This window comes from Trueperella sp. LYQ143 (genome assembly GCF_046599595.1).
In the GTDB taxonomy this organism is placed as follows: Bacteria; Actinomycetota; Actinomycetes; order Actinomycetales; family Actinomycetaceae; genus Trueperella.
In genome coordinates this window covers 116,189-137,583 of the sequence record NZ_JBKIWR010000002.1, presented here as the reverse complement: position 1 = coordinate 137,583, position 21,395 = coordinate 116,189, and the positions used below count along the sequence as shown (strand labels likewise).

The 21,395-nt window shown below is 52.8% G+C and carries 17 protein-coding genes; 5 read left to right on the top strand and 12 right to left on the bottom strand.

Going from position 1 to position 21,395, the window contains the following annotated elements; translation table 11 throughout:
- Positions 1–3: 3 nt before the first annotated feature.
- From ACLHIL_RS01580 to dinB, 5 genes are all read right to left on the bottom strand, one after another.
- Complete coding sequence (locus ACLHIL_RS01580) at positions 4–405, bottom strand: hypothetical protein (RefSeq protein ID WP_411296150.1); 402 nt, start codon at positions 403–405, stop codon at positions 4–6.
- Positions 402–1,409, bottom strand: coding sequence for a 16S rRNA (cytosine(1402)-N(4))-methyltransferase RsmH (gene rsmH / locus ACLHIL_RS01575; protein ID WP_411296149.1), 1,008 nt, complete (start codon positions 1,407–1,409; stop codon positions 402–404). The genes ACLHIL_RS01580 and rsmH overlap by 4 nt, the downstream gene beginning before the upstream one ends.
- Before the next feature lie 108 nt (positions 1,410–1,517).
- A complete protein-coding gene (gene mraZ / locus ACLHIL_RS01570; RefSeq protein WP_411296148.1) occupies positions 1,518–1,949 on the bottom strand; it encodes a division/cell wall cluster transcriptional repressor MraZ in 432 nt (143 codons plus the stop codon).
- 723 nt (positions 1,950–2,672) lie between these two features.
- The gene (locus tag ACLHIL_RS01565; RefSeq protein WP_411296147.1) at positions 2,673–3,047 is read right to left on the bottom strand and encodes a DUF3040 domain-containing protein; all 375 of its coding nucleotides are present in this window, start codon (positions 3,045–3,047) and stop codon (positions 2,673–2,675) included.
- Positions 3,048–3,493: 446 nt separating this feature from the next.
- Positions 3,494–4,726, bottom strand: a complete 1,233-nt coding sequence (gene dinB / locus ACLHIL_RS01560; protein WP_411296146.1) for a DNA polymerase IV — start codon at positions 4,724–4,726, stop codon at positions 3,494–3,496.
- Between the two features lie 72 nt (positions 4,727–4,798).
- Here dinB and ACLHIL_RS01555 point away from each other — a divergent pair, with 72 nt between their 5' ends.
- Positions 4,799–5,647 carry a spermidine synthase gene (locus tag ACLHIL_RS01555; RefSeq protein ID WP_411296144.1) on the top strand — a complete coding sequence of 283 codons (849 nt, stop codon included), beginning with the start codon at positions 4,799–4,801 and terminating at the stop codon, positions 5,645–5,647.
- A 346-nt stretch (positions 5,648–5,993) separates the two neighbouring features.
- On the opposite strand, the gene ACLHIL_RS01550 is transcribed toward ACLHIL_RS01555, so the two are convergent.
- Together ACLHIL_RS01550 and ACLHIL_RS01545 are read right to left on the bottom strand one after the other, a co-directional pair.
- Positions 5,994–7,409, bottom strand: a complete 1,416-nt coding sequence (locus ACLHIL_RS01550; RefSeq protein ID WP_411296143.1) for an MFS transporter — start codon at positions 7,407–7,409, stop codon at positions 5,994–5,996.
- Positions 7,406–8,515, bottom strand: coding sequence for a PAC2 family protein (locus ACLHIL_RS01545; protein WP_411296142.1), 1,110 nt, complete (start codon positions 8,513–8,515; stop codon positions 7,406–7,408). Before ACLHIL_RS01545 ends, ACLHIL_RS01550 begins: the two co-directional genes overlap by 4 nt.
- Before the next feature lie 218 nt (positions 8,516–8,733).
- Here ACLHIL_RS01545 and ACLHIL_RS01540 point away from each other — a divergent pair, with 218 nt between their 5' ends.
- Both ACLHIL_RS01540 and serA read left to right on the top strand, forming a co-directional pair.
- Positions 8,734–11,019, top strand: coding sequence for an AAA family ATPase (locus ACLHIL_RS01540; protein ID WP_411296141.1), 2,286 nt, complete (start codon positions 8,734–8,736; stop codon positions 11,017–11,019).
- Positions 11,020–11,057: 38 nt separating this feature from the next.
- Positions 11,058–12,266: a phosphoglycerate dehydrogenase gene (gene serA, locus ACLHIL_RS01535; RefSeq protein ID WP_411296140.1), complete on the top strand. Its 1,209-nt coding sequence runs from the start codon at positions 11,058–11,060 to the stop codon at positions 12,264–12,266.
- A 178-nt stretch (positions 12,267–12,444) separates the two neighbouring features.
- On the opposite strand, the gene ACLHIL_RS01530 is transcribed toward serA, so the two are convergent.
- The gene (locus ACLHIL_RS01530) at positions 12,445–12,582 is read right to left on the bottom strand and encodes a hypothetical protein (protein ID WP_411296138.1); all 138 of its coding nucleotides are present in this window, start codon (positions 12,580–12,582) and stop codon (positions 12,445–12,447) included.
- 374 nt (positions 12,583–12,956) lie between these two features.
- Here ACLHIL_RS01530 and ACLHIL_RS01525 point away from each other — a divergent pair, with 374 nt between their 5' ends.
- Positions 12,957–14,867, top strand: a complete 1,911-nt coding sequence (locus ACLHIL_RS01525; RefSeq protein WP_411296137.1) for an AMP-binding protein — start codon at positions 12,957–12,959, stop codon at positions 14,865–14,867.
- 404 nt (positions 14,868–15,271) lie between these two features.
- Here ACLHIL_RS01525 and nrdR read toward each other — a convergent pair whose 3' ends face one another.
- A complete protein-coding gene (gene nrdR / locus ACLHIL_RS01520; protein WP_411296135.1) occupies positions 15,272–15,730 on the bottom strand; it encodes a transcriptional regulator NrdR in 459 nt (152 codons plus the stop codon).
- A gap of 93 nt (positions 15,731–15,823) precedes the next feature.
- The gene (locus ACLHIL_RS01515) at positions 15,824–16,588 is read right to left on the bottom strand and encodes a LysM peptidoglycan-binding domain-containing protein (RefSeq protein ID WP_411296134.1); all 765 of its coding nucleotides are present in this window, start codon (positions 16,586–16,588) and stop codon (positions 15,824–15,826) included.
- A 218-nt stretch (positions 16,589–16,806) separates the two neighbouring features.
- On the opposite strand from ACLHIL_RS01515, the gene lexA reads away from it, so the two are divergent.
- The gene (gene lexA / locus ACLHIL_RS01510) at positions 16,807–17,586 is read left to right on the top strand and encodes a transcriptional repressor LexA (RefSeq protein ID WP_411296132.1); all 780 of its coding nucleotides are present in this window, start codon (positions 16,807–16,809) and stop codon (positions 17,584–17,586) included.
- Between the two features lie 116 nt (positions 17,587–17,702).
- On the opposite strand, the gene ACLHIL_RS01505 is transcribed toward lexA, so the two are convergent.
- Both ACLHIL_RS01505 and hflX read right to left on the bottom strand, forming a co-directional pair.
- Entirely contained in the window at positions 17,703–19,829 is a 2,127-nt protein-coding gene (locus tag ACLHIL_RS01505) for an ATP-dependent DNA helicase (RefSeq protein ID WP_411296130.1), read from the bottom strand.
- Entirely contained in the window at positions 19,822–21,327 is a 1,506-nt protein-coding gene (gene hflX, locus ACLHIL_RS01500) for a GTPase HflX (protein WP_411296128.1), read from the bottom strand. Before hflX ends, ACLHIL_RS01505 begins: the two co-directional genes overlap by 8 nt.
- Positions 21,328–21,395: the final 68 nt, after the last annotated feature.

The following is a 21,395-nucleotide window of genomic DNA, read 5'->3' as shown; positions in this document are numbered from 1 at the left end:
TCCTTAGTTGTTCGATGCTGGCGCGGGAGCAGTAATCACCCCGGTTTCGAGGTCAATATGCAAAGCTGCACCAGCCGGAACAAGACCCAACTGCTGCGCCTTTGCTTTGAGGACGGCCGGCGTCGAAACGGTGATCGCTTCTTTCTCCAGCGTTGCTTCCCGAGCAGAAACTTCATTGAGTTCCACATTAATGTTCTTTAGATCGTATGCACCCTGCACCATGCGCGTGTTGAGGTGAAATGCGACGCCTAATGAGCCGAGAAAGAGCACCAAGCACAGCAACACAGTTCCGAAGAAACCGCGCGCTGGAGCGGGGGCTGGCACAACGCGCAGCCCAGGCATTTCGATGACTGGACGTGAGGCGGGAACTGCCCATCCGGGTTTGTGTTGTGCTGCGATGCTCATGAGACACCTCGATAGTTATCCGGATCATAGAGATGATCGGGGGTGGAAGCGATGCGTTCAACCGCCCGAACCCGCACAGAAGCGCTACGCGGATTGGCAGCGATCTCTGCCGCGTCTGCTTTTAACGCACCGCGATGTACGGCGCGTAAGAATGGTTTATGGGAGTCGAGCTCGACAGGTAATCCCTTCGGAGTCGAGGACGTCATCCCCTGTGTGAAGGCATCTTTGACAATGCGATCTTCAAGCGAGTGGTAGGACTCAACGAGCACCCTGCCACCGATGTGAACAGACTCAATGGCCCGCCAAATGGCTGCGGATAGCACATCCAGCTCTGAGTTCACCGCAATGCGTAACGCCTGGAAGGTTCGCTTCGCCGGATGCCCACCAGAGCGACGCGCTGGTGCCGGCATCGCCTGATCGATAATAGAAACAAGCTGACCAGTACGGGTGATTGGCTCATTCTCGCGGTATCGGAGGATCTGTGCCGCAATTCGTGAGGCACATTTTTCTTCTCCGTAGCTACGCAAGATGTGCGTCAGCTCGCCATGCGAAACCTTAGCTAACAGCTCAGCAGCCGATTGCCCCTGAGTAAGATCCATCCGCATATCCAGTGGAGCGTCATGCGCATACGAAAAGCCACGCTCAGCATCGTCAAGTTGAAGTGAGGAGACGCCTAAATCCATGAATACTGCATCAACGTATCCGTCGCGGCCGTAGTGCGCAGCAACCCGATCCACCTCGTCGTACGTGGCGTGCACTGCATGAAAACGCTGCCCGAAGGGTGCGAGCCGCTCGCTAGCTAGGCAGATAGCTTGTGAATCCCGATCAATACCGATGACCTGCAATGCGGGAAACTCCGTCAGGAAAGCCTCCGCATGCCCACCCATACCCAGTGTGCAGTCGATTAACACAGGGTTCTCACCGCTGAGAGCTGGACGCAATATATCAATACAGACTCGGGCGAGGACCGGAGTGTGTAAGGCATTATGAGCTGCGGTACGCACCGATCCTCCTTTCTGTATCAATCGTGGGTGTTATTGGTCCTCCACCGTTGCCCTGAAGTTGGGGAATTACCGCAGGACATCGGTAGAAGGCCAATCACACCCCGTGCGTTAAAAAACTCCGGGGATGAGTTCGTCTTCGCGGTCAGCGAATTCGGACTCATTGGACTGTAGGTAGTCATTCCATGCCGTCAAATCCCACACTTCGATATGAGATCCTGATCCGATAACCGCGAGATCTCGCTCTAGCCCGGCGTATTCGCGCAGGGCGACGGGAATAGTGATTCGCCCTTGCTTATCGGGGATTTGATCATTAGCTCCAGACAGGAACACGCGAGTGTATGTACGCGCTTCCTTGGACGTCATAGGAGCGTGCTGAAGCCGAGCCACAATGTCTTCGAACTGTGCCATCGGAAAGACGTAAAGGCAGTGCTCTTGCCCTCGCGTCATCACCAATCCACTTTGAAGCTGATCGCGATATTTGGCAGGGAGGATCAGACGCCCCTTATCGTCCAAACGCGGTTCGTATGTACCAAGGAACAATCTGACACCCCCTTTCTTCAGCGTTAACCCCACTTTACTCCACTTTGCTCCATAATCAAGCGCAAAACACAGTTTCTCCCTCTAAATTTCCGCTAAATATCAAGGGAAAATACGGTGGAGTAAAAATCACACCTTGTGCCAATCTTTTTTTTCACAACACTGCATACAGCTTCATACGCCCACCGCCTGACAATCTGAGGAAAAGGCGCCAGATTAGGGAAAACTCGCGGGCCTGCGCCATCCCAATCAGAGTATCCACACGCAGTGGAGCAAAGTGGAGGTCAATAAAAAAAACAAGCAATCCCGTAACGACCAGATCTCAGCCACTAACGAACTAGCAGCTAGGCGCCTTAGATAACCACACCGAGACGGGCAGCAGCACAGCATATCTGTATCAACAGGCTCCTCGCCTGCCGTATAGACGAGAGGCATACGAGAGGAGACGTCAGAACTCGAACGCAGTAATATATGTGGAAATAAAATGAAACGAGCACGTATTGTGCCCGTTTCTCACGATATTCAATTACCTCAGCTCAATTATCCGGCTGTAACAATCTAACTAGTGGTCCACTGACCACCCGAACCATTAAGCTGCCAATCTATCTACATATTTACTGTTAGCCTCCGCAAAAACAGCGTTCCCTTTTATTACGCCCTTTCAGCCACACCTACCCAAGGCTGTATAGCAGTAAGGACATAGGCGAACATTCATCGGCTGAGGTTTTACTGCTGCTGACGCTTACGCCACTCCTCCATCTGCTTTTCCATAAAGCTCAGCGTCGAACGTTGCCGCTGCTCGCGCGCCACTGCTGGCACCCGCTTTGCCCCGCACGATAAATACCACATTCCAGCAAAGACGACGAAGAAGCCCAGCACGCCGACAATCACGCTCTCAATGGACACCCCGCCTAATACAATCAGCAGACCAACCACCGAAATAATCAGCCCTAAAACGAGATGCTTAGGAGAAAACGCCATCTGGGTCGCCCCAGTAGATTCCTTCGTCGGCGCTAAAGAATCAGCAAGAGACGGATCATCATCCTTTAACTGTGCCTCTAGCTGCTCTAGCATCTTGCGTTCGTAATCAGATAGCGCCATCTGTGCCTCTCCCCAATCGATGTACTGCTAGGATACCCCATCGAATCGGCAAGGGCAGGTTTCCTTATGCTCCACGCCTAACCGCATACCTTTCCGCACACCTATTTTCCTTACCTGACTACCGCAATCCCTAGATTTACCGTTCAGGCACGGCCTAACACATCTTTGATATTCGGCAACAATAAAGACGCATCGCGCCGCGACTGCAATGCATCGCCCAAGACAGCAAAAGCTATATGTTGCCAGCAGAGCGCGGTCACCGTCAGCTCTTATTGCTGCATATAGCCGGTATCGCGGTTAGTTATTGCCATACCCTTTAGGATTCCATACACCAACATACGCACCGACGAATCCTATGCTTTCATACCAGTGCCGAAGCAGAAAGGAGCACCACCATCCGCGATCCGCACCGAGTATCCCGCAGGTTTCAGCCGCACTCCAACCGTCTATTCTTTATTATTCTCTAACGGCTGTTCCCCAACCAAGGATCCTGGCGTCAACATACGATCACCAAATTTCGAACGGATCGAATCCATTACCCACTCCGCTTTCGCCTGACGCTCATCCGTATCCAACATGAGCTGCACCCCGCGATGCGGATCAGCAAAATTCTCCGCCTTCACCCCCAGTAAACGAATCCCCGGCTGGCGAATATCTACCTCGTAAAACAAGGCACGTGCCGCATGAAAAATATCCATTGCCAAATCCGTTGGACTCGCTAGCGTTACCGATCGAGTAATCGTGGAAAAATCATCTGCGAAACGTACCTTAATCCCAACAGTCCAAGCCGTCAGCGATTCATGACGAAGCCGAGCCGCTACATTATGTGCCTGCGCAAGAAGCTCCCGCAGTGCTTGCGCACCGTCGATCGGATCGAAAAAAGTCTGTTCTCGGCTGATGGATTTCGCTACACGTTGCGGCGTGACCACTCGAGGATCACGGCCCATCGCGAGCGCAAATAATTGCGTTCCCAGCGCTTCACCTAACAAATGGCGTAGCGCATCGGGACCGAAGGCCACCAAGTCAGCTACCGTGATGATCCCCCGCTGCTCAAGTTTGCGACGGGTTTTCTCGCCCACCCCCCACAAGGAGCCAACCTGGAGCGAGTGCAGAAAATCTTGGGTGCGCTGCACCGGAATCAACAACATCCCATCAGGTTTGGCATGAGCCGAGGCAATCTTTGCCACATGTTTCGTTGCCGCAATGCCGATAGAAGCAGGAACTCCCTCCTGCTGGCGAATACGTCGGCGAATATCTTGAGCAATCTGCGTGGGAGATCCGAACATTTTTCGTGCGCCGGATACGTCAAGGAAAGCTTCATCCACGGAAAGCTGTTCAACAAGCGGAGTGATCGAATCAAAGATCGCCATAATTCGTTTCGACACCGCACGGTAACGCTCTGCACGCACTGGCAGGATCACAAGCTGAGGGCACAGCCGTTTCGCCTGCGCAACCGGCATAGCCGAATTAACGCCAAACTGTCGCGCCTCATAGGAAGCCGCAGAAATTACCCCGCGTTCCCGGCCGCCCACTGCAACCGGTCGACCCCGCAATTCGGGCTTATCAAGCAACTCTACGGAGACGAAAAAGGCATCCATATCCACATGCAGGATCGGAGTGCCTGAATCATCGGCGCCCCAATCGCGTTTCGCGCCTGATGTGCGCGGCGCACGTGACATTACCTCGTCCTCCCTGAATCCGCACGTTCTGCTTCATCCGCTCTGTGTTTCCTCTTCCTTTAGACTACCGCTATGGCTCGCAAACACCAGACTCACTCTCCAGAAAAAACATTGCCGACGCATACTCGCACAGCAATGTCCGACGTCACCCTAAACTCTTGCGGAGATTTAGTCACTATGTATATTGATGGCGCGGAATCCTCAGCTCTCGATCTGAGCGATCCAACCCACCTGGAATTTGAATACATGCAACATATTTTGTGTGCCGTATCTGCCGTCCTACCGGAGGTTTCTCCCTTACGCGCCTTGCATTTAGGAGCTGCTGGCTGTGCATTAGCGCGCGCTATTGATGCGATGTGGCAGGCGAGGCAACTCGCTATCGAAATTGATCCGGAATTAGCTCAACAGGTACGCCAATGGTTCGACCTTCCGCCCGCGCCACGACTGCGAATCCGCGCTCAGGATGCCCGCATAACCCTGGATACTAATAGCGGTTCGTGGCACGTCATCATCCGCGATACCTTCCACAACGGGCAGGTTCCACAGCATTTGCGCACCATACAGGCCCACGCTCATGCGGCCCGACTGTTAACAGAAGATGGCGTATATTGCGTCAACATCGCTGACCGTAACGAACACAACGGCATCGCACCTGCCCTACCAGAGATTCGGGCAATCGGCGAGGTTTTTCCACATCTTTTGGCAATAGCAGACCCAGCAATTCTCAAGAACCGACGGCATGGCAACCTCGTTGTTATTGCAGCGCATCGCCCATTGCCACATGACGCTATTCAAACTGCTATCCGGCGCTGCCCGTTACCCGCGCGTATCCTCAAGGACGCAGAGCTACGACGTCGAGCAGAACATTGCGAGCTCCTCACCGACCAGGCAATAGGCTGGCCTTTTCCCAGCGCTCAGTAAGGAATCTTCACACATCCCCGACGCACAGCCTGCGCCTGTCTCATCCGTGCTCCTCCTCGTCGCGTTCTTCCGCTCATCCTTCACGCCGCCAAGGTTGTGCTTTCTCGAATAATCGCACCCCACCTAAAACAGGTAGCCTCAACAGATTTCCGCACTGGCACAACACCGGCAGGGATTTCCCTCTTTCCCCCCCCCTGAAACCGCTTGGCACTGACGCATAACGCCTCAGGCCCAGCACCGCGCTGGCAACCAGCCCGAGGATCAGTCGCGTTATTTCACAGAGCCGCACATTCATACCACGCACCGAAGATACAGCGCGGGCAATCCGACCCCGCCAGTTAACTCCCTACTCTGGCTGCTCCTCGTGCGCTGATCCCCGCACACCAGCGCGTTGCATGAACGCAAAATAACGCCGAGTACGCTCCTGGAATCGATCCTCATATCGGGCGATAACCTCACGCAAGGGCGGCACAACAATGCCGCTTTCTTGCTGGCGACGCCGAGTCCTGCGGCGCGCACAATCAATTCCCACCATACCGATCAGCCATACGATCAACTGGACGGACATCGCCACTCGGAAATCACGAGGCTGCAGTGGCGCTCCTGCCGATGACCAATCCAACAGCACCCCGATTAAACCGGCAACAATCAGCCCAGCAATGAAACCGCCCATATTAGCCAGCCCATTAGCAATCCCCATTCGCTCAGCCGGCACTGCAGTACGCACAAAGTCAAAGCTGATTGATGATCCAACCCCAGACATGGCGAGCACGATGAGGAATCCAACCGTAATCCAGGTCGGAGTTGGGGCGGGCAGAAGGAGAACCGTCGTCCACGCTGCCAACATCATTAACGCAATGCCATTGACTAGCCACACCCGTCGTAAATAATGTTTCGCCGTTAAATGCCCAATAACCGGACCAAGGATCACAACAGCAACACTGACGATCACCAACATAGCTGCCGCTTGGGACTGAGAGTAGCCATCATATATCTGTAAGAACGGCACTCCCCACAACAGAATGAAAACCGTGTTAGGAAAATTGCACGTCCAATGGCTCCAAAAACCTAACCAGGCAGCCGGCTCACGGAGAGTTTGGCGGAATGGAGCATGCGCGCGTGAGACAACCGCGGCTGACAGTTGCCGCGCAATCACCGCGTCATCATCAGGAAGATTCGTGTATTTCCACTGCCGAGGGGTATCTCGGATGATGGCCACCCCTAAGATAGCAACCACCACACCTAAGAAAGCCAAGGCCACAAAGGCCGGATTCCATCCCATATTGGTCAAAATCAATGCGAAAGGCACAGCCGAAATAAGCTGCCCACCTGCCCCGACAATCCCCGTCAACTGGGTCATCAGTGGGGCACGTCGAGGCGGAAACCAGGAAACAATCAGGCGAATAACCGCAGTGAAAGCCGTGGCGTCTCCTACCCCGATAAGTACCCGAACCGCCAGCGCTAAGCCAAGAGATTCAGTGACCGCCATGCCTATCTGACCGATGGCCACAATTAATGCCCCACCACTGAGCAGCACCCGCGCACCAAAACGATCCAGCAGCATACCTACCGGAATCTGCGCAAGGGCATAAACCCCGATCTGCACAACCGTAAAAAGTGACAGTGTTGAGGCGGTAATCCCAAAGCGATCAATAGCGGTCAGACCCGCTACACCAAAAGAAGTGCGCCCAGCAACGGCAACTGCATATATTGCTACCGCCGCAAGCCATACCAGCAGAGCCACTTTGTGGCGGCGAATCATTGTTCCTCGCTCTGCGTATTCGACCCGTCTTCGGCGATGTAGTGGTGGCGTCCACGACGCAAGCGCACGCCATCGCGTCGGCGCTCCCCAGCTAGATCGTGCGCGGATTTCCCGCTATTGGTTGCTTCACTTAGGTTCTCTACCAACTCATCTGATACGTCATCTGGTTTTGCTACCGACCCAATATTTTCCGCATCAATATCTGCAATATGCTCAAGCGGGTCTTTATCGTAAGTCGCGAGAAATAGCTCGGCCGCCTGACCAATTTCTTCTGCACTGGGAACTTCGCAGGTAATCTCATCGTTGCGGGCAAATTGTTCGCCACGCTCGTCATATTCTCGTTCTAAATGGTGGACGAACTCCTGGAAAGCGCTCGCTCCTGCCGTCTGCTCCTCCAATGCGTCGCGCTGGAGTAATTCCAGACGCTCCATATCTCCCACTGGTAACGTCGGCCCACCAAGCTGGGCTAACATCCGAATTCCCGCAAGAGCACCGGCAAAATACACATTCGATGCAGTATTGAAATACATCGGGACTCGCACTCGGATATTGGTTACATCAATACCCGCTTTCTGAGCTAGCAACTCGAAGAAATCACACACCCCCGCCGGATGCACAATCTCGCCTTCAAATAACGGGGCTTGTGGATTTGGCTTCGTAGAGCGAATCACCATATCGACTGGTCGCGTATGGGGAACAGCCGCAGGAATACAGGCAACAGTGAACACTCGCTGGACGCCAAATAACGCGATGATACGTAAAAATTCCTGCGCAACTTGCATCCATTTGAAATGCGGCTCATGACCGGCCAAATATAGGAAAGGAACCCCGTTGACGTCCGTGGCCAAGGTTAAATTCATACGTGGAATGGAGATCCCCGCTATCGCACCATCAACTACCTGTAAAGTCGGTAAATCCGCCCGATAGTCGTAGAGCATATCCGAGTTTGCTTCCCCAATTTCCTGGCTCGATAACGTCTGGCAGATAGAATGGACCGCACCACAGATCTCACCGGCATCTCGCCCCAGATCAATCATGTTGATAACGAGGGTATCGACATGCAATCCTTGAGCGATTTCATCAATAGAAAAGATCTCGAAATCCACTATTGCCCTCCAGACGTCTCCTATATAGCCAATCATAGTTTCCGAATCGGGTTAAGCGGTGTCCACGTTATCCGTCTCACCCCGTTGTGACCTGCATGTTTACTGCGGCTAGGCGGCGTGAGCTTTCTGACGTATTGCTCGCTCGGATTAAGGGATGCATCGAGCCTCGAAATCGGGAATAATTGACTGCCGTATTCGCGACAGGGAGGCTAAACTCGGTGACTTCACCCGACCGCCAGAAAGCACAGACATCGGCACACACATCCTCGGCAGACGAGCACGCCGCACAACGCGCACTGGCCGAGGAACAACACTTCGTCGATCAGGCATATCGCGCTTTTGACCGTCAATACCAGTATTATCTCGATCGGCTTTCTGAAGTGCGGGCGCAAACAGGTCATGAATCACCTGGCGCACGCTCCGAACGCGACTCCTTCGCAACCCACTACGAAGACAACCTCATCCGACTGCGTAACTTAGAAAATCGCCTTGTCCTTGGGCGTCTCGACATGCATGAGGATACTGTTTTCCATATTGGGCGAATGGCTCTGCGCGATGAGGAACACAATATTTTACTGACGGATTGGCGCGCACCCCAATCCCAGCCGTTCTACCAAGCGACCGCCGCGCAACCTGGTCAGGTGCGGCGCCGCCGTCACATCCAGACTCGCTTTCGCACTGTTACTGCAGTGGAAGATGAATTACTTGAAAATGCTTCGGCTGACGATGACGGGCTAAATCTCACGGGCGAAGGCGCGCTAATGGCCGCTATGAATTCGGCCCGCGACGGAAAAATGGGTGATATCGTCGCCACAATTCAAGGGGAACAAGACCGCATTATTCGCGCCCCCGCCAAGGGTGTTCTTGTGGTGCAAGGTGGGCCAGGAACCGGAAAGACCGCCGTTGCCCTTCACCGCGCCGCTTATCTGCTATACACCCATCGCGATCGGTTAGCGCACTCTGGCGTGCTTATTATTGGGCCCTCTACCGTATTCTTGCGCTATATTGACCAAGTCCTCCCCTCGCTCGGCGAATCTGATGTCGTATCGACAACGCTCGAACAGCTCGTCCCTAACGTGGAGGTCACGGGCACGGACGATGCTCGCGTCACGGAAATTAAAGGGCGACTCATCTGGTCAACAATTGCCAAACGCACAGTGCGCCAGATCCTACAAAAACCGCTTGATAGCGCCGTATCCATGCGGATTAACGGCATTAACGTCATGCTCACTCCGGATATGGTTGACGAGGCTCAACGCAAGGCCCGACGCAGCCACAAGCCGCACAACGAAGCTCGCGATATATATGCCACCATGTTGGTCCAGCAACTTGCCACCCAGTTAGCCGACGCTCACGGCCGCAGCGTCGAAGAAAATGATTGGCTGAGCAATGATGTGGCACAAAGTATTGACGCCCGACGCGAGATTAATCTGCGTTGGCTGCCCTCCTCGGCAACAACCATTCTTGCTCGGCTCTACGCCAAACCTCATCTGCTAGCTCGCGTTGCCCCGGAACTGAGCCAGGCGGAACGCGACGCCTTATATCGTCCGTTAGATGCCCCCATGACCCGTGCCGATGTGGCTATTATCGACGAGTTTGAAGAACTGCTTGGCCCACTGCTGAGCAACGCTCAACGTCAGGCTCATGCCCGAGAAGAAGCTGAAGATCACGCCCTGAACGAGTATGTCTCACAGACGATGTCTGCCATGAATCTGGGAGGCGGAATCGTCAGCGCCCAACAGATGGCCCAACGCCTGCACGTCAACCGTTCTGATAGCACGCTTGCCGAGCGAGCCGCGAGTGATCGCCAGTGGACGTACGGGCATGTTGTTGTCGATGAGGCTCAGGAGTTAACTCCCCTGCAGTGGCGGATGATTGCCCGACGGAATCCGGCTATTTCTATGACAATCGTCGGCGATGTGGACCAGCGAACAGTTGGTGCTCCGGAGGGAGGCTGGCAGGAAGCCCTGGCCGATATTGCCCCCCACTGCCATATTGAACCGTTGACGATCTCATATCGGACTCCTGCCCGCGTACTGGAACGTGCCCAACAGGTTATGGAGCACGCTGGATTTCCTGTTCGACCTATACAACCGGCCCGCGATCTACCACACAGCTATCGCGTTCATGGTGGCGGCGTGGAGCTTTTGTGCGATCTCGTGCAGAATGCTGTGCGCGATCTGGATAACGAATACGGCGCTGACCGTGGATCCATCGGCATTATCGTCCCCGAGAATCGCACTGACGAGGTGGCACATTCCCTCCAGAGCAGTGCACATCTCAACAACTGGACGCTTAACTGCGGAGGTACGGACCTCTACGCGAGAATACATATTGTCACCCCACGGATGTCGAAAGGCTTGGAGTATGACATCGTCATTCTTGTCGAGCCGGCCGAGATCCTTGCCGATGGTCCGGGTGATCTCTATGTCGCGATGACTCGTCCTACTCGACGCCTTGACGTCATCTCGACAGGCGATCTACCGGCTGGCTTCACTCCTTAATCTCACCACTGGCTCCAATCACTGAGGAAGGCAAAGGCATGACCCGAATTCTTCTCCTGGAAAATCCCCACGACATCGCCGATTCCTCATTTAGCCGGTACGGAATTGAGGTTGACCGGATCGCCGGATCCCTCAACGAAGATGACCTTATTGCCCGACTCGCTGGTTACGATATGGTCGGCATCCGTTCAAAGACACGCATCTCTCGTCGGGTGATTGAATCCTGTCCAGATCTCGTGGCCATTGGTGCTTTTTGCATCGGAACCAACCAGATTGATCTAGAGGCCGCCTGCGATCATGGCGTCGCAGTATTTAATGCGCCGTATTCCAATACTCGCTCAGTTGTAGAGATGGCTCTGAGTGAAATGATTGCCTTAATACGTAATATTCCCGCCCAAAATCATGCTCTCCACAATGGGATATGGAATAAGACTGCTGCCGGCTCTCACGAAGTCCGAGGAAAGACGCTCGGCATTATCGGCTATGGTTCAATTGGTTCACAGCTATCTGTGCTTGCCGAAGCAGTGGGAATGAACGTCATTTTTTACGATCATGCCGAACGCCTTGCGTTAGGAAATGCCCGTCGCGTAAACACATTAACAGAGCTGTTGAGCACTGCTGATGCCGTGTCTGTGCATATCGACGGACGCCCAGAAAATACGGGATTTTTTGATGCAGAAAAATTCGCTTTGCTTAAACCAGGGGCAATCGTATTGAATCTTGCACGGGGTCACGTGATGGATCTTGATGCGCTACGCGAAAAACTCCTGGATGGCTCGGTGGCCGGCGCAGCAGTTGATGTTTTTCCAGCGGAGCCGTCTGGCAATGGTGAGGCTTTTTCGTGCCCGCTTAGCGACTTGCCAAACGTCATCCTCACTCCGCATATTGGTGGTTCTACATTGGAAGCCCAGGAATCAATAGGCCAATTTGTTTCTCATAAGCTCCTTGATTACTGGCGAAAAGGCTCCACAGATATGTCGGTGAACATTCCAAATATTGCCAGTGCCCCTACCGCGCAATCCAGCCATAGGGTCGCTTGGGTACATTGGAACACTCCTGGCGCTCTAGCGGATGTCAATAAATTATTTGCTGACGAGAACGTCAACATTACCTACCAGTCACTTGCCACACTTGGCGAATATGGATACATGGTGACGGATACTGACAGCGAGATTCCACCTCATATTTTGGAACGTCTCAGCCAGGCAAAAGCCCATATTCGTCTGCGACTTCTATGCCGTCCATAAACTGGCACGTTTTGTTGGCTTACTGCACTGCTTGCGAAGCGGCAATGTTATATCAATGTGCTGGTAACGTAATGTGGCTGTACGACATGCAACGCGGTCGGATATTACTTTTCGGGATGAGGCTGGCAGCGCATTGTAACCGTAGCGGCAGGCCAGCAGCCTAATATTTTCTCTCTTGCTATGCCGGCACATCAAGGTGCCGATATGCCGATATGCCGATATGCCGATATGCCGATATGCCGATATGCCGATATGCCGATATGCCGATATGCCGATATGCCAGGGTATCCCATACAGGCGCTTCCCATACAGACATGCCTCCTTTCCTTCTCCTTTCCTTTTCCTTCTCTCCCCCTCCCACTTTCCTCCTCTTCACGCTTTCTCGCTCTTTTTCTTTCCCTATTCCTCTTCCCCTCCGAAAGCAGCACAACCTACTACCTCCCCTCCTGCACATCACGACATTGCAGGTATCACAAAAACTATTTCTCACGAAATCTGGGAACGAAGCGGGATTTTCACACCTCATGGCATAGCCCTACACCAGAAACCCCTGCCCCGTGACTCAGTAGCAGAGCAAGCAGGTCACGCCCATAGCTAACCTGTCTTCAGGGCGTGCACGCCGGTTCGCAGTGCATTAGGCTACGGAATAGTAACTAGAAATGTTAGCTACTGATTTGAGAAGGACATCTCATGGACCATATGGAGCGCGCACACTCGCACTACAGCGAAGGCGTCCCCACGCATATTAATCCTGTTACTGAGCCAATTGGCGAGCTTTTGTTATCTGCGGTCCGTGATTTTCCGCAGCGATGCGCCATTGATTTCTTGGCCCGCGAATACACGTATGCCGAAATCTTGGATGAAGTTCAGCGAGCAGCTCAAGTTCTTGCGATGTGCGGGGTCCGAAAAGGCGATGTCATCTCCCTTATCTTGCCTAATTGCCCGCAGCATTACGTGGCTTTCTATGCGGCAATGATGCTTGGCGTAACTGTGGCAGAGCATAATCCCTTGGCACCGCAATCCCAGATTGACGCTCAGATCGAGCGAATTGGATCGCGCGTTGTTATCGGCTGGGAGCAAACTATCGAAAAGCTGATTATTGACAACAACTTCAAGGGGCGCACGTATCTCGCTGTCAATCTCACTAAGGCACTGCCAAAGAAGTCGCAATTCCTTCTTAAGCTCCCCATTAAGGCTGCACGGGTTCAACGTCGTAAACTGCGTGGCGAGGTTCCTCCTGGTGTCCATTCATGGGATAACCAGGTTAAACACAATGCACCTTATCAGTTCACCGACGAGGACACTCCTGCCATCACAGATACTGCCGTTTTGCTCATGACGGGTGGAACCACCGGCACTCCAAAAGCTGTGGAACTATCCCACCGAGCTTTGCTTTCTAATACCGAGCAAAGCCGCCTATGGCTGAATGCATATAAACGCGGCGAAGAAACTGTCGGCGCTGTTTTGCCGTTCTTCCACGCTTTCGGTTTGCAGTTGTCGATGCTGGTGTGTGTATCTATGGCCGCTACTCAGGTCATGACTCCTAGTTTCGATGTGGATATTCTTTTTGCTGCACATAAGCGTCATCCCATCACGTTCTTCGGCGGCGTGCCTCCTATGTTCAAACGGATGCTTGACGCGATTGATAAGGGCGCAACCGCTGATTTATCAACGATTCGTTATTCGGTGTGTGGAGCGATGCCTCTTGATCCCGAATTGGCTCGGCGCTGGGAGGAACACTCGGGCTACATTATTGAGGGCTATGGTATGACGGAGGCTGCGCCGGTGATTTGCGGATCTCCAACTAGCTCTCATCGCCGTCCGTCAACGCTGGGTATTCCTTATCCGTCAACCGAGGTCCGTGTGGTTCATCCAGATAATCCGACGGTTGATCTGCCTGATGGAGAAATCGGTGAGATTATTGTGCGCGGCCCGCAGGTTTTCTCCGGGTATTACAAGGATTCAAAAGAAACCGCAACAACATTAGTTGATGGCTGGTTGCATACCGGCGATCTAGGCATGTGGGATGACGGTTTCCTGGTTATGGCTGACCGGCGCAAAGAGATGATTATTAATTCTGGGTTTAACGTCTATCCTTCTGAGGTTGAGTCTGCGGTACGCGATATGCCTGGCGTTGTTGACGTTGCCGTGGTGGGTATGCCTACTGATTCTTTCTCTGAATCAGTTGTTGCCGCCTTGGTGCTAGAGCCCGGAGCAAATGTTGATCTGGAAGCTGTGCGGCGGTGGACTGAAGACAAATTGGCGCATTATGCAATGCCAAAATCTATCGCTATCCTCGATGACCTTCCTCGTTCTCAACTGGGCAAGGTGATGCGTAAAAACGTCAAGGAAAAGCTGGCGACGCTGGAACTTGTTGCTGGTCAGTGGCGAGAGAAAGTCAGCGAGGCGTCATCTAAGGCAGCTCAACATATTGATGGATATGTCAGCACTGTTATGGATCGTGCTGCTGCGGCTCGATCAACTATCACCTCGTTGACGACGCATCACTCGAACCCTGATGAGTCTTCAGATGAGAGTGCTGGTAACAAGGAAGATTCTGAGCTCTCGCAAGAGGGTTCTTCGCCTTCTGATACAAACTGAGCGCTTATATATCTGTAGTTGGTTGTGGTGGATCTGGATAACTGGCAAGTATATCCAGATCCACCACAACCAACCAATCGTCTCTCTCCTACTTACTGTCGAGCTTTTTTAACTGACTATCGTAAATGCCCTACATCAGGGAAAGCTCTGTTTATTTCTCTCCCCCCCCCCCCCTTCGGCGCACCATTCCAAAGCCACGCCGAAGGGAGTACTGACGAGAGCGCTATCATCAACCAAAAATTCCTCGCGCACGTGATAACGCTTCATTGATGCGCCGTAAAACAAGATCGCGCATATACGGGGTGCCATATTTTAGTAGTGCCATCTCTCCATTTAGGAGTTCTACCGAGTAGGAACATCTGGTTTTCAGTACCTAAAGTCTATTTTCCCCGATTGCCTATTGTTTAACTGTCTGACTCCGCAGAAGATCGCAACGTATCAATCGCTGCTTGAAAATCATCTAATGAATTGAAATTCGAATACACCGAAGCAAATCGCAAATATGCCACTGTATCTAATTTACTAAGTGGCTCTAAAATTGCTAATCCAACCTCTTGGGAGTCTACCTGAGCCGCACCTGAACCCCGCAAAGTTTCTTCAACCTGCTGAGCTAAAACTGCAAGCTGATCTCCAGTCACCGGCCGCCCTTGGCAAGCCCGACCAACACCGGAAATAATCTTCTCTCGAGAGAATGGCTCAGTCGCTCCGGAACGTTTACACACCATCAGGGTTGCTTTTTCCGTCGTAGTGAAACGCCGACCACATTCAGGACATTCTCGGCGACGACGGATCATCATTCCGTCTTCCGAAGTGCGCGTGTCAACAACACGGGAATCGTCATGGTGACAAAAAGGACAGAACATGTTCATAAAATACCGCCTTGCCCGCCATGCGGCAAACAAAAATCCTCATTAGGCAAGAGCAATACATCGGATATCAGCGAAAACTTCCACACTCTAGTACGCCGGTAGGATCAACTCCTGCCCAGCAACTACCGAAGCTGACTCCAGCCCATTGAGCTGAGCAATATCCGCAACGACTTGCTCCGGAGCAACATCCGCATCAATCGAATTGGCAATCGACCATAAACTCTCCCCCGATCCAACAGTCACCATTTCACCCGCTGAGATTCCGGGAGACACCAGATTGAATAACATCATGCCAACCAGCACGCCAAGCATAAGGACCGCTGCACATAACGCACTAAAACTTAACGCCCGAACTCGAGCCGATGAACAGCGCAAAGTGGCGCGCGAGGCGGCATCCTTACGTGGAGCCATTAGATAATTCTCTATTTGGTGCCCACGCCTATTATGTATCGCCGATGTAGATTCTGCCGCCGCTCCAGCATTTAGTAAAGCTTTATTACCCCGAGGAGCATAATGCGCAGCGCTTTTTCTACGAGACACCTCCACAAATTCAATGCGAGCTGACCGAGAATCATCATCCACCGCGTGCTGCTGTTGTGCCCAATCAATATCCAAGGAACTCGGAGCAGGAACGACTGATAGTAATACAGCCCGATGCGCATTCGAGCATGCTGAATGAATCGGAGCAGATTTTGCCGCGAAAGCTTCTCCGGCATCACCATTCTTTCCAGCTGCTACTGACACTGGGCGGATAATGCTAGAGCTCCGAACATTCTTGCCAGTTGCCGCACCCACAGCAGAACGTTTCCCGCGTGGCAAATAAACGTCATCAGCCTGCAGTAATGCTGACATAACAGCCTCCTCGAACACATGTTCATCGAACGTATGTTTGAATCATAGCAACCCACACTTGCAATGTCTAGAACGCGTGTTCGATGTAAATTAGAACACATGTTTGAATGCACGAATAAAATTAGCTATAATTAGAGGCGAGCAACACATAACAATATGCGGTACATGAAAGCCATATTGGTTTCCATCGCATTGAAGAGGACTAGGGAGGGAAGCCGATGCCATCGCCACATCACGCAATAACCGAGCGCCAAGCGGCCATCTTGCGCGTCATTTGCGATAAAATCTCAGCTCACGGCTATCCGCCAACCGTTCGAGAGATCGGCGATGCGATTGGATTGAAATCCCCATCCTCTGTCAAGTACCAACTCGATCTACTCCATAACGCTAATCTCATCGTGCGCGATCCGCGCCGCCCACGCACTTTAGATGTCACCGAGCTTGGTCGTACGCATGCTGGAATCACGGAACCTATTAACCATCCACGCCGATCTACTCAAACCGATCAGGTCGTATCAAATTCGGTAGCTTCTACCGCAATACCATCCTCCGAATCCATCCACGTTGCCCCTTATAAACAACCTGATAACTACCGCATCGACGACACGGAGTTCATCGTCAGCGATCCTGTTACTGTGCCAGCCGTTGGTCGTATTGCTGCCGGCGGTCCGATATTGGCAGAACAATGCGTTGATGACGTATTCACCCTCCCCCGTCAATTGACCGGCACCGGAGATCTATTCATGCTGAAAGTAGTCGGAGATTCCATGATTGACGCCGCAATATGCGACGGCGACTGGGTTGTCATCCGCAGGCAATCTGTTGCTGAGAATGGAGAGATTGTCGCAGCCATGATTGATGGCGAAGCCACCGTCAAGGCTTTTCAACGTAAAAGCGGGCACGTTTGGCTTATGCCACGCAACTCCGCTTACGCTCCTATCCCTGGCGACGAGGCAAGCATCCTCGGTAAAGTTGTCACCGTGCTTCGCGCGCTCTAAGGATCAATACTTTACCCAATCCCATTTACATGGCTCCACTAGCCAGGCTTTTACCTCCACCAAAGTCGATACCTATCCTCGGGTGGCGCCCAGGTACAAATCATTCAGTAGGATTACTACTCCCTATCCTCTTGGCCATCTTCATTATCTTGACCATCAACAATGTTCTCAGCAGAATCATTCTGGCGCGATTGCCCCGAACGCGCCAGGCGGCTGAGCTGCTCTAACACATAATCGCGATCAACAGTGCGCCACAGTTGCGGCATAGACGCAATAAGATAGCCAGCATAGCGCTTATAACGCAACCGAGAATCCAATACCGCAACCACTCCACGATCTGTTGTTCGACGTAATAACCGCCCCGCGCCTTGCGCCAACAACAGCGCCGCCTGGGGAACAGATACCGCCATAAACGCATTACGCCCCGCACGTTCTGCCGCCTCACAACGGGCTTGCGTTAGCGGTTCATTCGGACGCGGAAAAGGAATTCGATCAATAATGACAAGGCGATTCGTATCCCCTGGCACATCCACTCCCTGCCATAGTGACATCACACCAAATAGTGACGCGTGATAATCACTTTCAAACTGCTCAATAAGTGTTGATAGCTGGTCATCACCTTGACACAAGACCGGCGTATCAACCAAAGGTCGCACATAGTCAGCCGCTCGTTGAGCAGCCTCTTTCGATGTGAACAAACACAGCGCTCCGCCTTGGGAAGCCTGGATCAGATCCACGATTTCCTGCCGAAACACATCGTCATACCCTCCCTGCCCCGGCGGAGGTAAATGCGCAGCAACATAAAGTATGCCCTGACGATGCGGCGTAAAGGGCGAACCGACGTCAATGCCTTCCCACGGCCCCTGCTCTGGATAACTAAAACCCACTTTGTGGGCCATCGCATCAAAACTCCCACCCAAATGCAAGGTAGCTGAGGTCAAGATAGCCGGACGTTCTGCAAATAGCGTTCGCGCAATTCGCCCCGAGACGTCCAACGGAGCAAGATAGATAGTGCGCACCTCGCCATATTCGCCTAACCATGCCACCAACGAGCCGGACGTCACCGCCTCAGATAAACAATCCGTACAAAAGTCAGCCAATTGCATTGCCCGAACCCGCAACCGCTTCTTCTGGGCTGTTGCATCTTCAGTATTCTGCGGCATACCAGCAATATCACTCAATGCCTCTTGCACAGATCCAAGAAGTTGCGTCAAAACCTCACGCAATCCATCCGGAATCTCTGTCAGGCGCTCTACCGGCAGCGCATTAAACATTGCGTCAATATCGTCAGCAATTTCCAAGATCGAATCCGCCGAAAGGCCTGCTTGCCTGAGCAAACGTGCGAAAGAAGCAAGATCGAAATGAGATAACGAACGCGTCAATTGCGTTGTTACTCGCTCAACAAGATCATGGGCCTCGTCAATAATATACGCATCTGCTTGCGGCATAACCGGCGTTCCCGTCGTCTCAATACCAAGTAATGCATGATTAGTAACGACGAGATCCGCCTCCTGAGCAGCAGCTCGTGCCTGCATGGCAAAACAATCCGCAGCAAAAAGACAGGTCGTACCGACACATTCCTGTTTAGAAACAGAAATCTGCTGCCACACCCGATCGCCAACCCCCGGAACAAGATCGTCACGATCTCCAGTTGAGCTGCTAAGCGCCCACTGCCGAGCACGCACCACCTCTTCGCCCACTGCGCTCGCACCGAAAACACCCTCATCTCGGGAAATTAGCGAATCCTCGTCGGGCGAACCCGATTGAACTCTGCGCATACAGGCGTAGTTATTCCAGCCCTTTAACAGAGCCACCTCAACATGCTTGCCGTAACGCTGCGCGATTGCTTGCACAACCGCCGGCGCATCTGAGGTCATAATCTGGCGTTGCAAAGCCAAAGTTGCGGTGGAAACAATGGCCCGCTGCCCAGAAAAAGCAGCCCACGTCAGAGCTGGAACAAGATAACCAAAAGATTTTCCCGTGCCCGTTCCTGCCTGCACCATAATGTGTTGGGAATCAACGAGCGCCTGATAGACCTTATCCACCATGACAGCCTGACCGTCACGATATTGGCCTCCCATTAGCTCAATTAACACATTGAGAACTTCACACGGGTCGCATGCGGCCAATTCCTTAGCAATTTCCTCGGAAACTTCCTCAACAGATTCCTCGGTATCCCTCTGAACTTCAACCGGCCGCTCGGCAGACTCCGCCGTAGATTGTTCTGTAGGCTCCTCACTCACCAGATACTTCTCCGTATCCACGGCCTGCTTCCACTAGCCCTGCCTGATGCAAAACTCCCCATAACTCATGGGTCACTCGCGCCCGCATGTGCGTCCCGCCAGATTCATAGGATTGCATAAGAATCTCAGCATCTTCATGCAATCGATGCACCAGATCACCGCGATCATAGGGCACGAGAAGATCCACGGAAATCGTCGGGTGCGGCAACAGGGACTCAATACGATCGCGCAACTCCTCTATTCCTCGCCCGTCTGCCACAGAAACAACAACTGCCTCCGGATAGCGGGTGCGTAACAATGCGATATTAACTGGATCAGCGATGTCAGCTTTCGATAAGGCAATAATCTCTGAAATCTCGTGTACTCCATCAATATCTGCTAAGACGTGATGTACCGCATCAATCTGCCCTAAGGGGTCATCATGTGCCGCATCCACCACATGCAATAAGACGTCAGCGTCTGCTGCTTCTTCCAGGGTTGAGCGGAACGCCTCAATCAGTTGAGTTGGTAGGTTACGCACGAAACCAACCGTGTCCGTCAAGGTATATTCTCGCCCAGAACGGGTATAAGCGCGGCGTACCGTCGGATCTAAGGTTGCGAATAACGCATTTTCCACCAACACACCCGCACCCGTGACAACATTCATCAGTGAGGATTTCCCTGCGTTCGTATAGCCCAAGATCACAACAGAGGGAACTGCGTTTTTCTGCCTGCCCTGACGTCGGGTCTGACGAGAATTCTTCATCTGAGCAATTTCTCGCCGCAATTTAGCCATACGCTGACGAATACGGCGCCGATCAAGCTCAATTTTCGTTTCACCTGGACCACGCGAGCCGATACCGGCACCACCGGCAACTCGACCACCTGCTTGTCGGGACATCGACTCACCCCAACCACGCAACCGAGGTAGCAGATATTCCAACTGAGCAAGCTCCACTTGCGCTTTGCCCTCCCGAGATCGGGCGTGCTGGGCGAAAATATCTAAGATAAGAGCCGTGCGATCAATGACTTTCACGTCGATCACATCTTCTAACGCACGACGTTGCGAAGGCGCCAATTCGCTATCGACAATAACCGTATCAGCGCTATGAGCATGAACAATCTGCGCAAGCTCACGGGCTTTTCCGGAACCTAAATAGGTTGCCGGATCAGGATATGTACGGCGTTGCAATACCCCATCGCACACCGTTGATCCTGCCGTATGCGCTAAAGCCGCTAATTCCCGTAGCGACTCTTCTCCAGCTTGCATATTGCCGTCCGTCACAACGCCAACCAGCACCACCCGCTCTAGGCGCAACTGCCGGTATTCAACCTCGGTAACATCTGTCAGCTCGGTCGATAACCCCGGAACACGACGCAAGGACGAGCGTTGTTCCCGCTCAAAGCCATCGCCAGCCCAGCTTCCCGAATATGCCGGGTCAGCTTGCAGCGCAGTACCGTCATGAGACAAGACGTGAATCGGACGAGAGGATTTCGCGTTAATAAAGGACTCCTTCATTGGGTTACCTCTATTGTCTAACACGTGGGAGGTATTGGAAACAAGGACGCGGCTCAGACACCTGAAGT

Excerpts from the sequence above, each read along its gene's own strand:
- ACLHIL_RS01515 (WP_411296134.1), bottom strand. The coding sequence starts at position 16,588 with ATGTCAGCATTACTGCAGGCTGATGACGTTTATTTGCCACGCGGGAAA.
- ACLHIL_RS01565 (WP_411296147.1), bottom strand. The coding sequence starts at position 3,047 with ATGGCGCTATCTGATTACGAACGCAAGATGCTAGAGCAGCTAGAGGCA.
- ACLHIL_RS01555 (WP_411296144.1), top strand. The coding sequence starts at position 4,799 with ATGGCTCGCAAACACCAGACTCACTCTCCAGAAAAAACATTGCCGACG.
- lexA (WP_411296132.1), top strand. The coding sequence starts at position 16,807 with ATGCCATCGCCACATCACGCAATAACCGAGCGCCAAGCGGCCATCTTG.
- ACLHIL_RS01550 (WP_411296143.1), bottom strand. The coding sequence starts at position 7,409 with ATGATTCGCCGCCACAAAGTGGCTCTGCTGGTATGGCTTGCGGCGGTA.
- ACLHIL_RS01580 (WP_411296150.1), bottom strand. The coding sequence starts at position 405 with ATGAGCATCGCAGCACAACACAAACCCGGATGGGCAGTTCCCGCCTCA.
- ACLHIL_RS01530 (WP_411296138.1), bottom strand. The coding sequence starts at position 12,582 with ATGTCTGTATGGGAAGCGCCTGTATGGGATACCCTGGCATATCGGCAT.
- nrdR (WP_411296135.1), bottom strand. The coding sequence starts at position 15,730 with ATGTTCTGTCCTTTTTGTCACCATGACGATTCCCGTGTTGTTGACACG.
- hflX (WP_411296128.1), bottom strand. The coding sequence starts at position 21,327 with ATGAAGGAGTCCTTTATTAACGCGAAATCCTCTCGTCCGATTCACGTC.
- serA (WP_411296140.1), top strand. The coding sequence starts at position 11,058 with ATGACCCGAATTCTTCTCCTGGAAAATCCCCACGACATCGCCGATTCC.
- ACLHIL_RS01525 (WP_411296137.1), top strand. The coding sequence starts at position 12,957 with ATGGACCATATGGAGCGCGCACACTCGCACTACAGCGAAGGCGTCCCC.
- dinB (WP_411296146.1), bottom strand. The coding sequence starts at position 4,726 with ATGTCACGTGCGCCGCGCACATCAGGCGCGAAACGCGATTGGGGCGCC.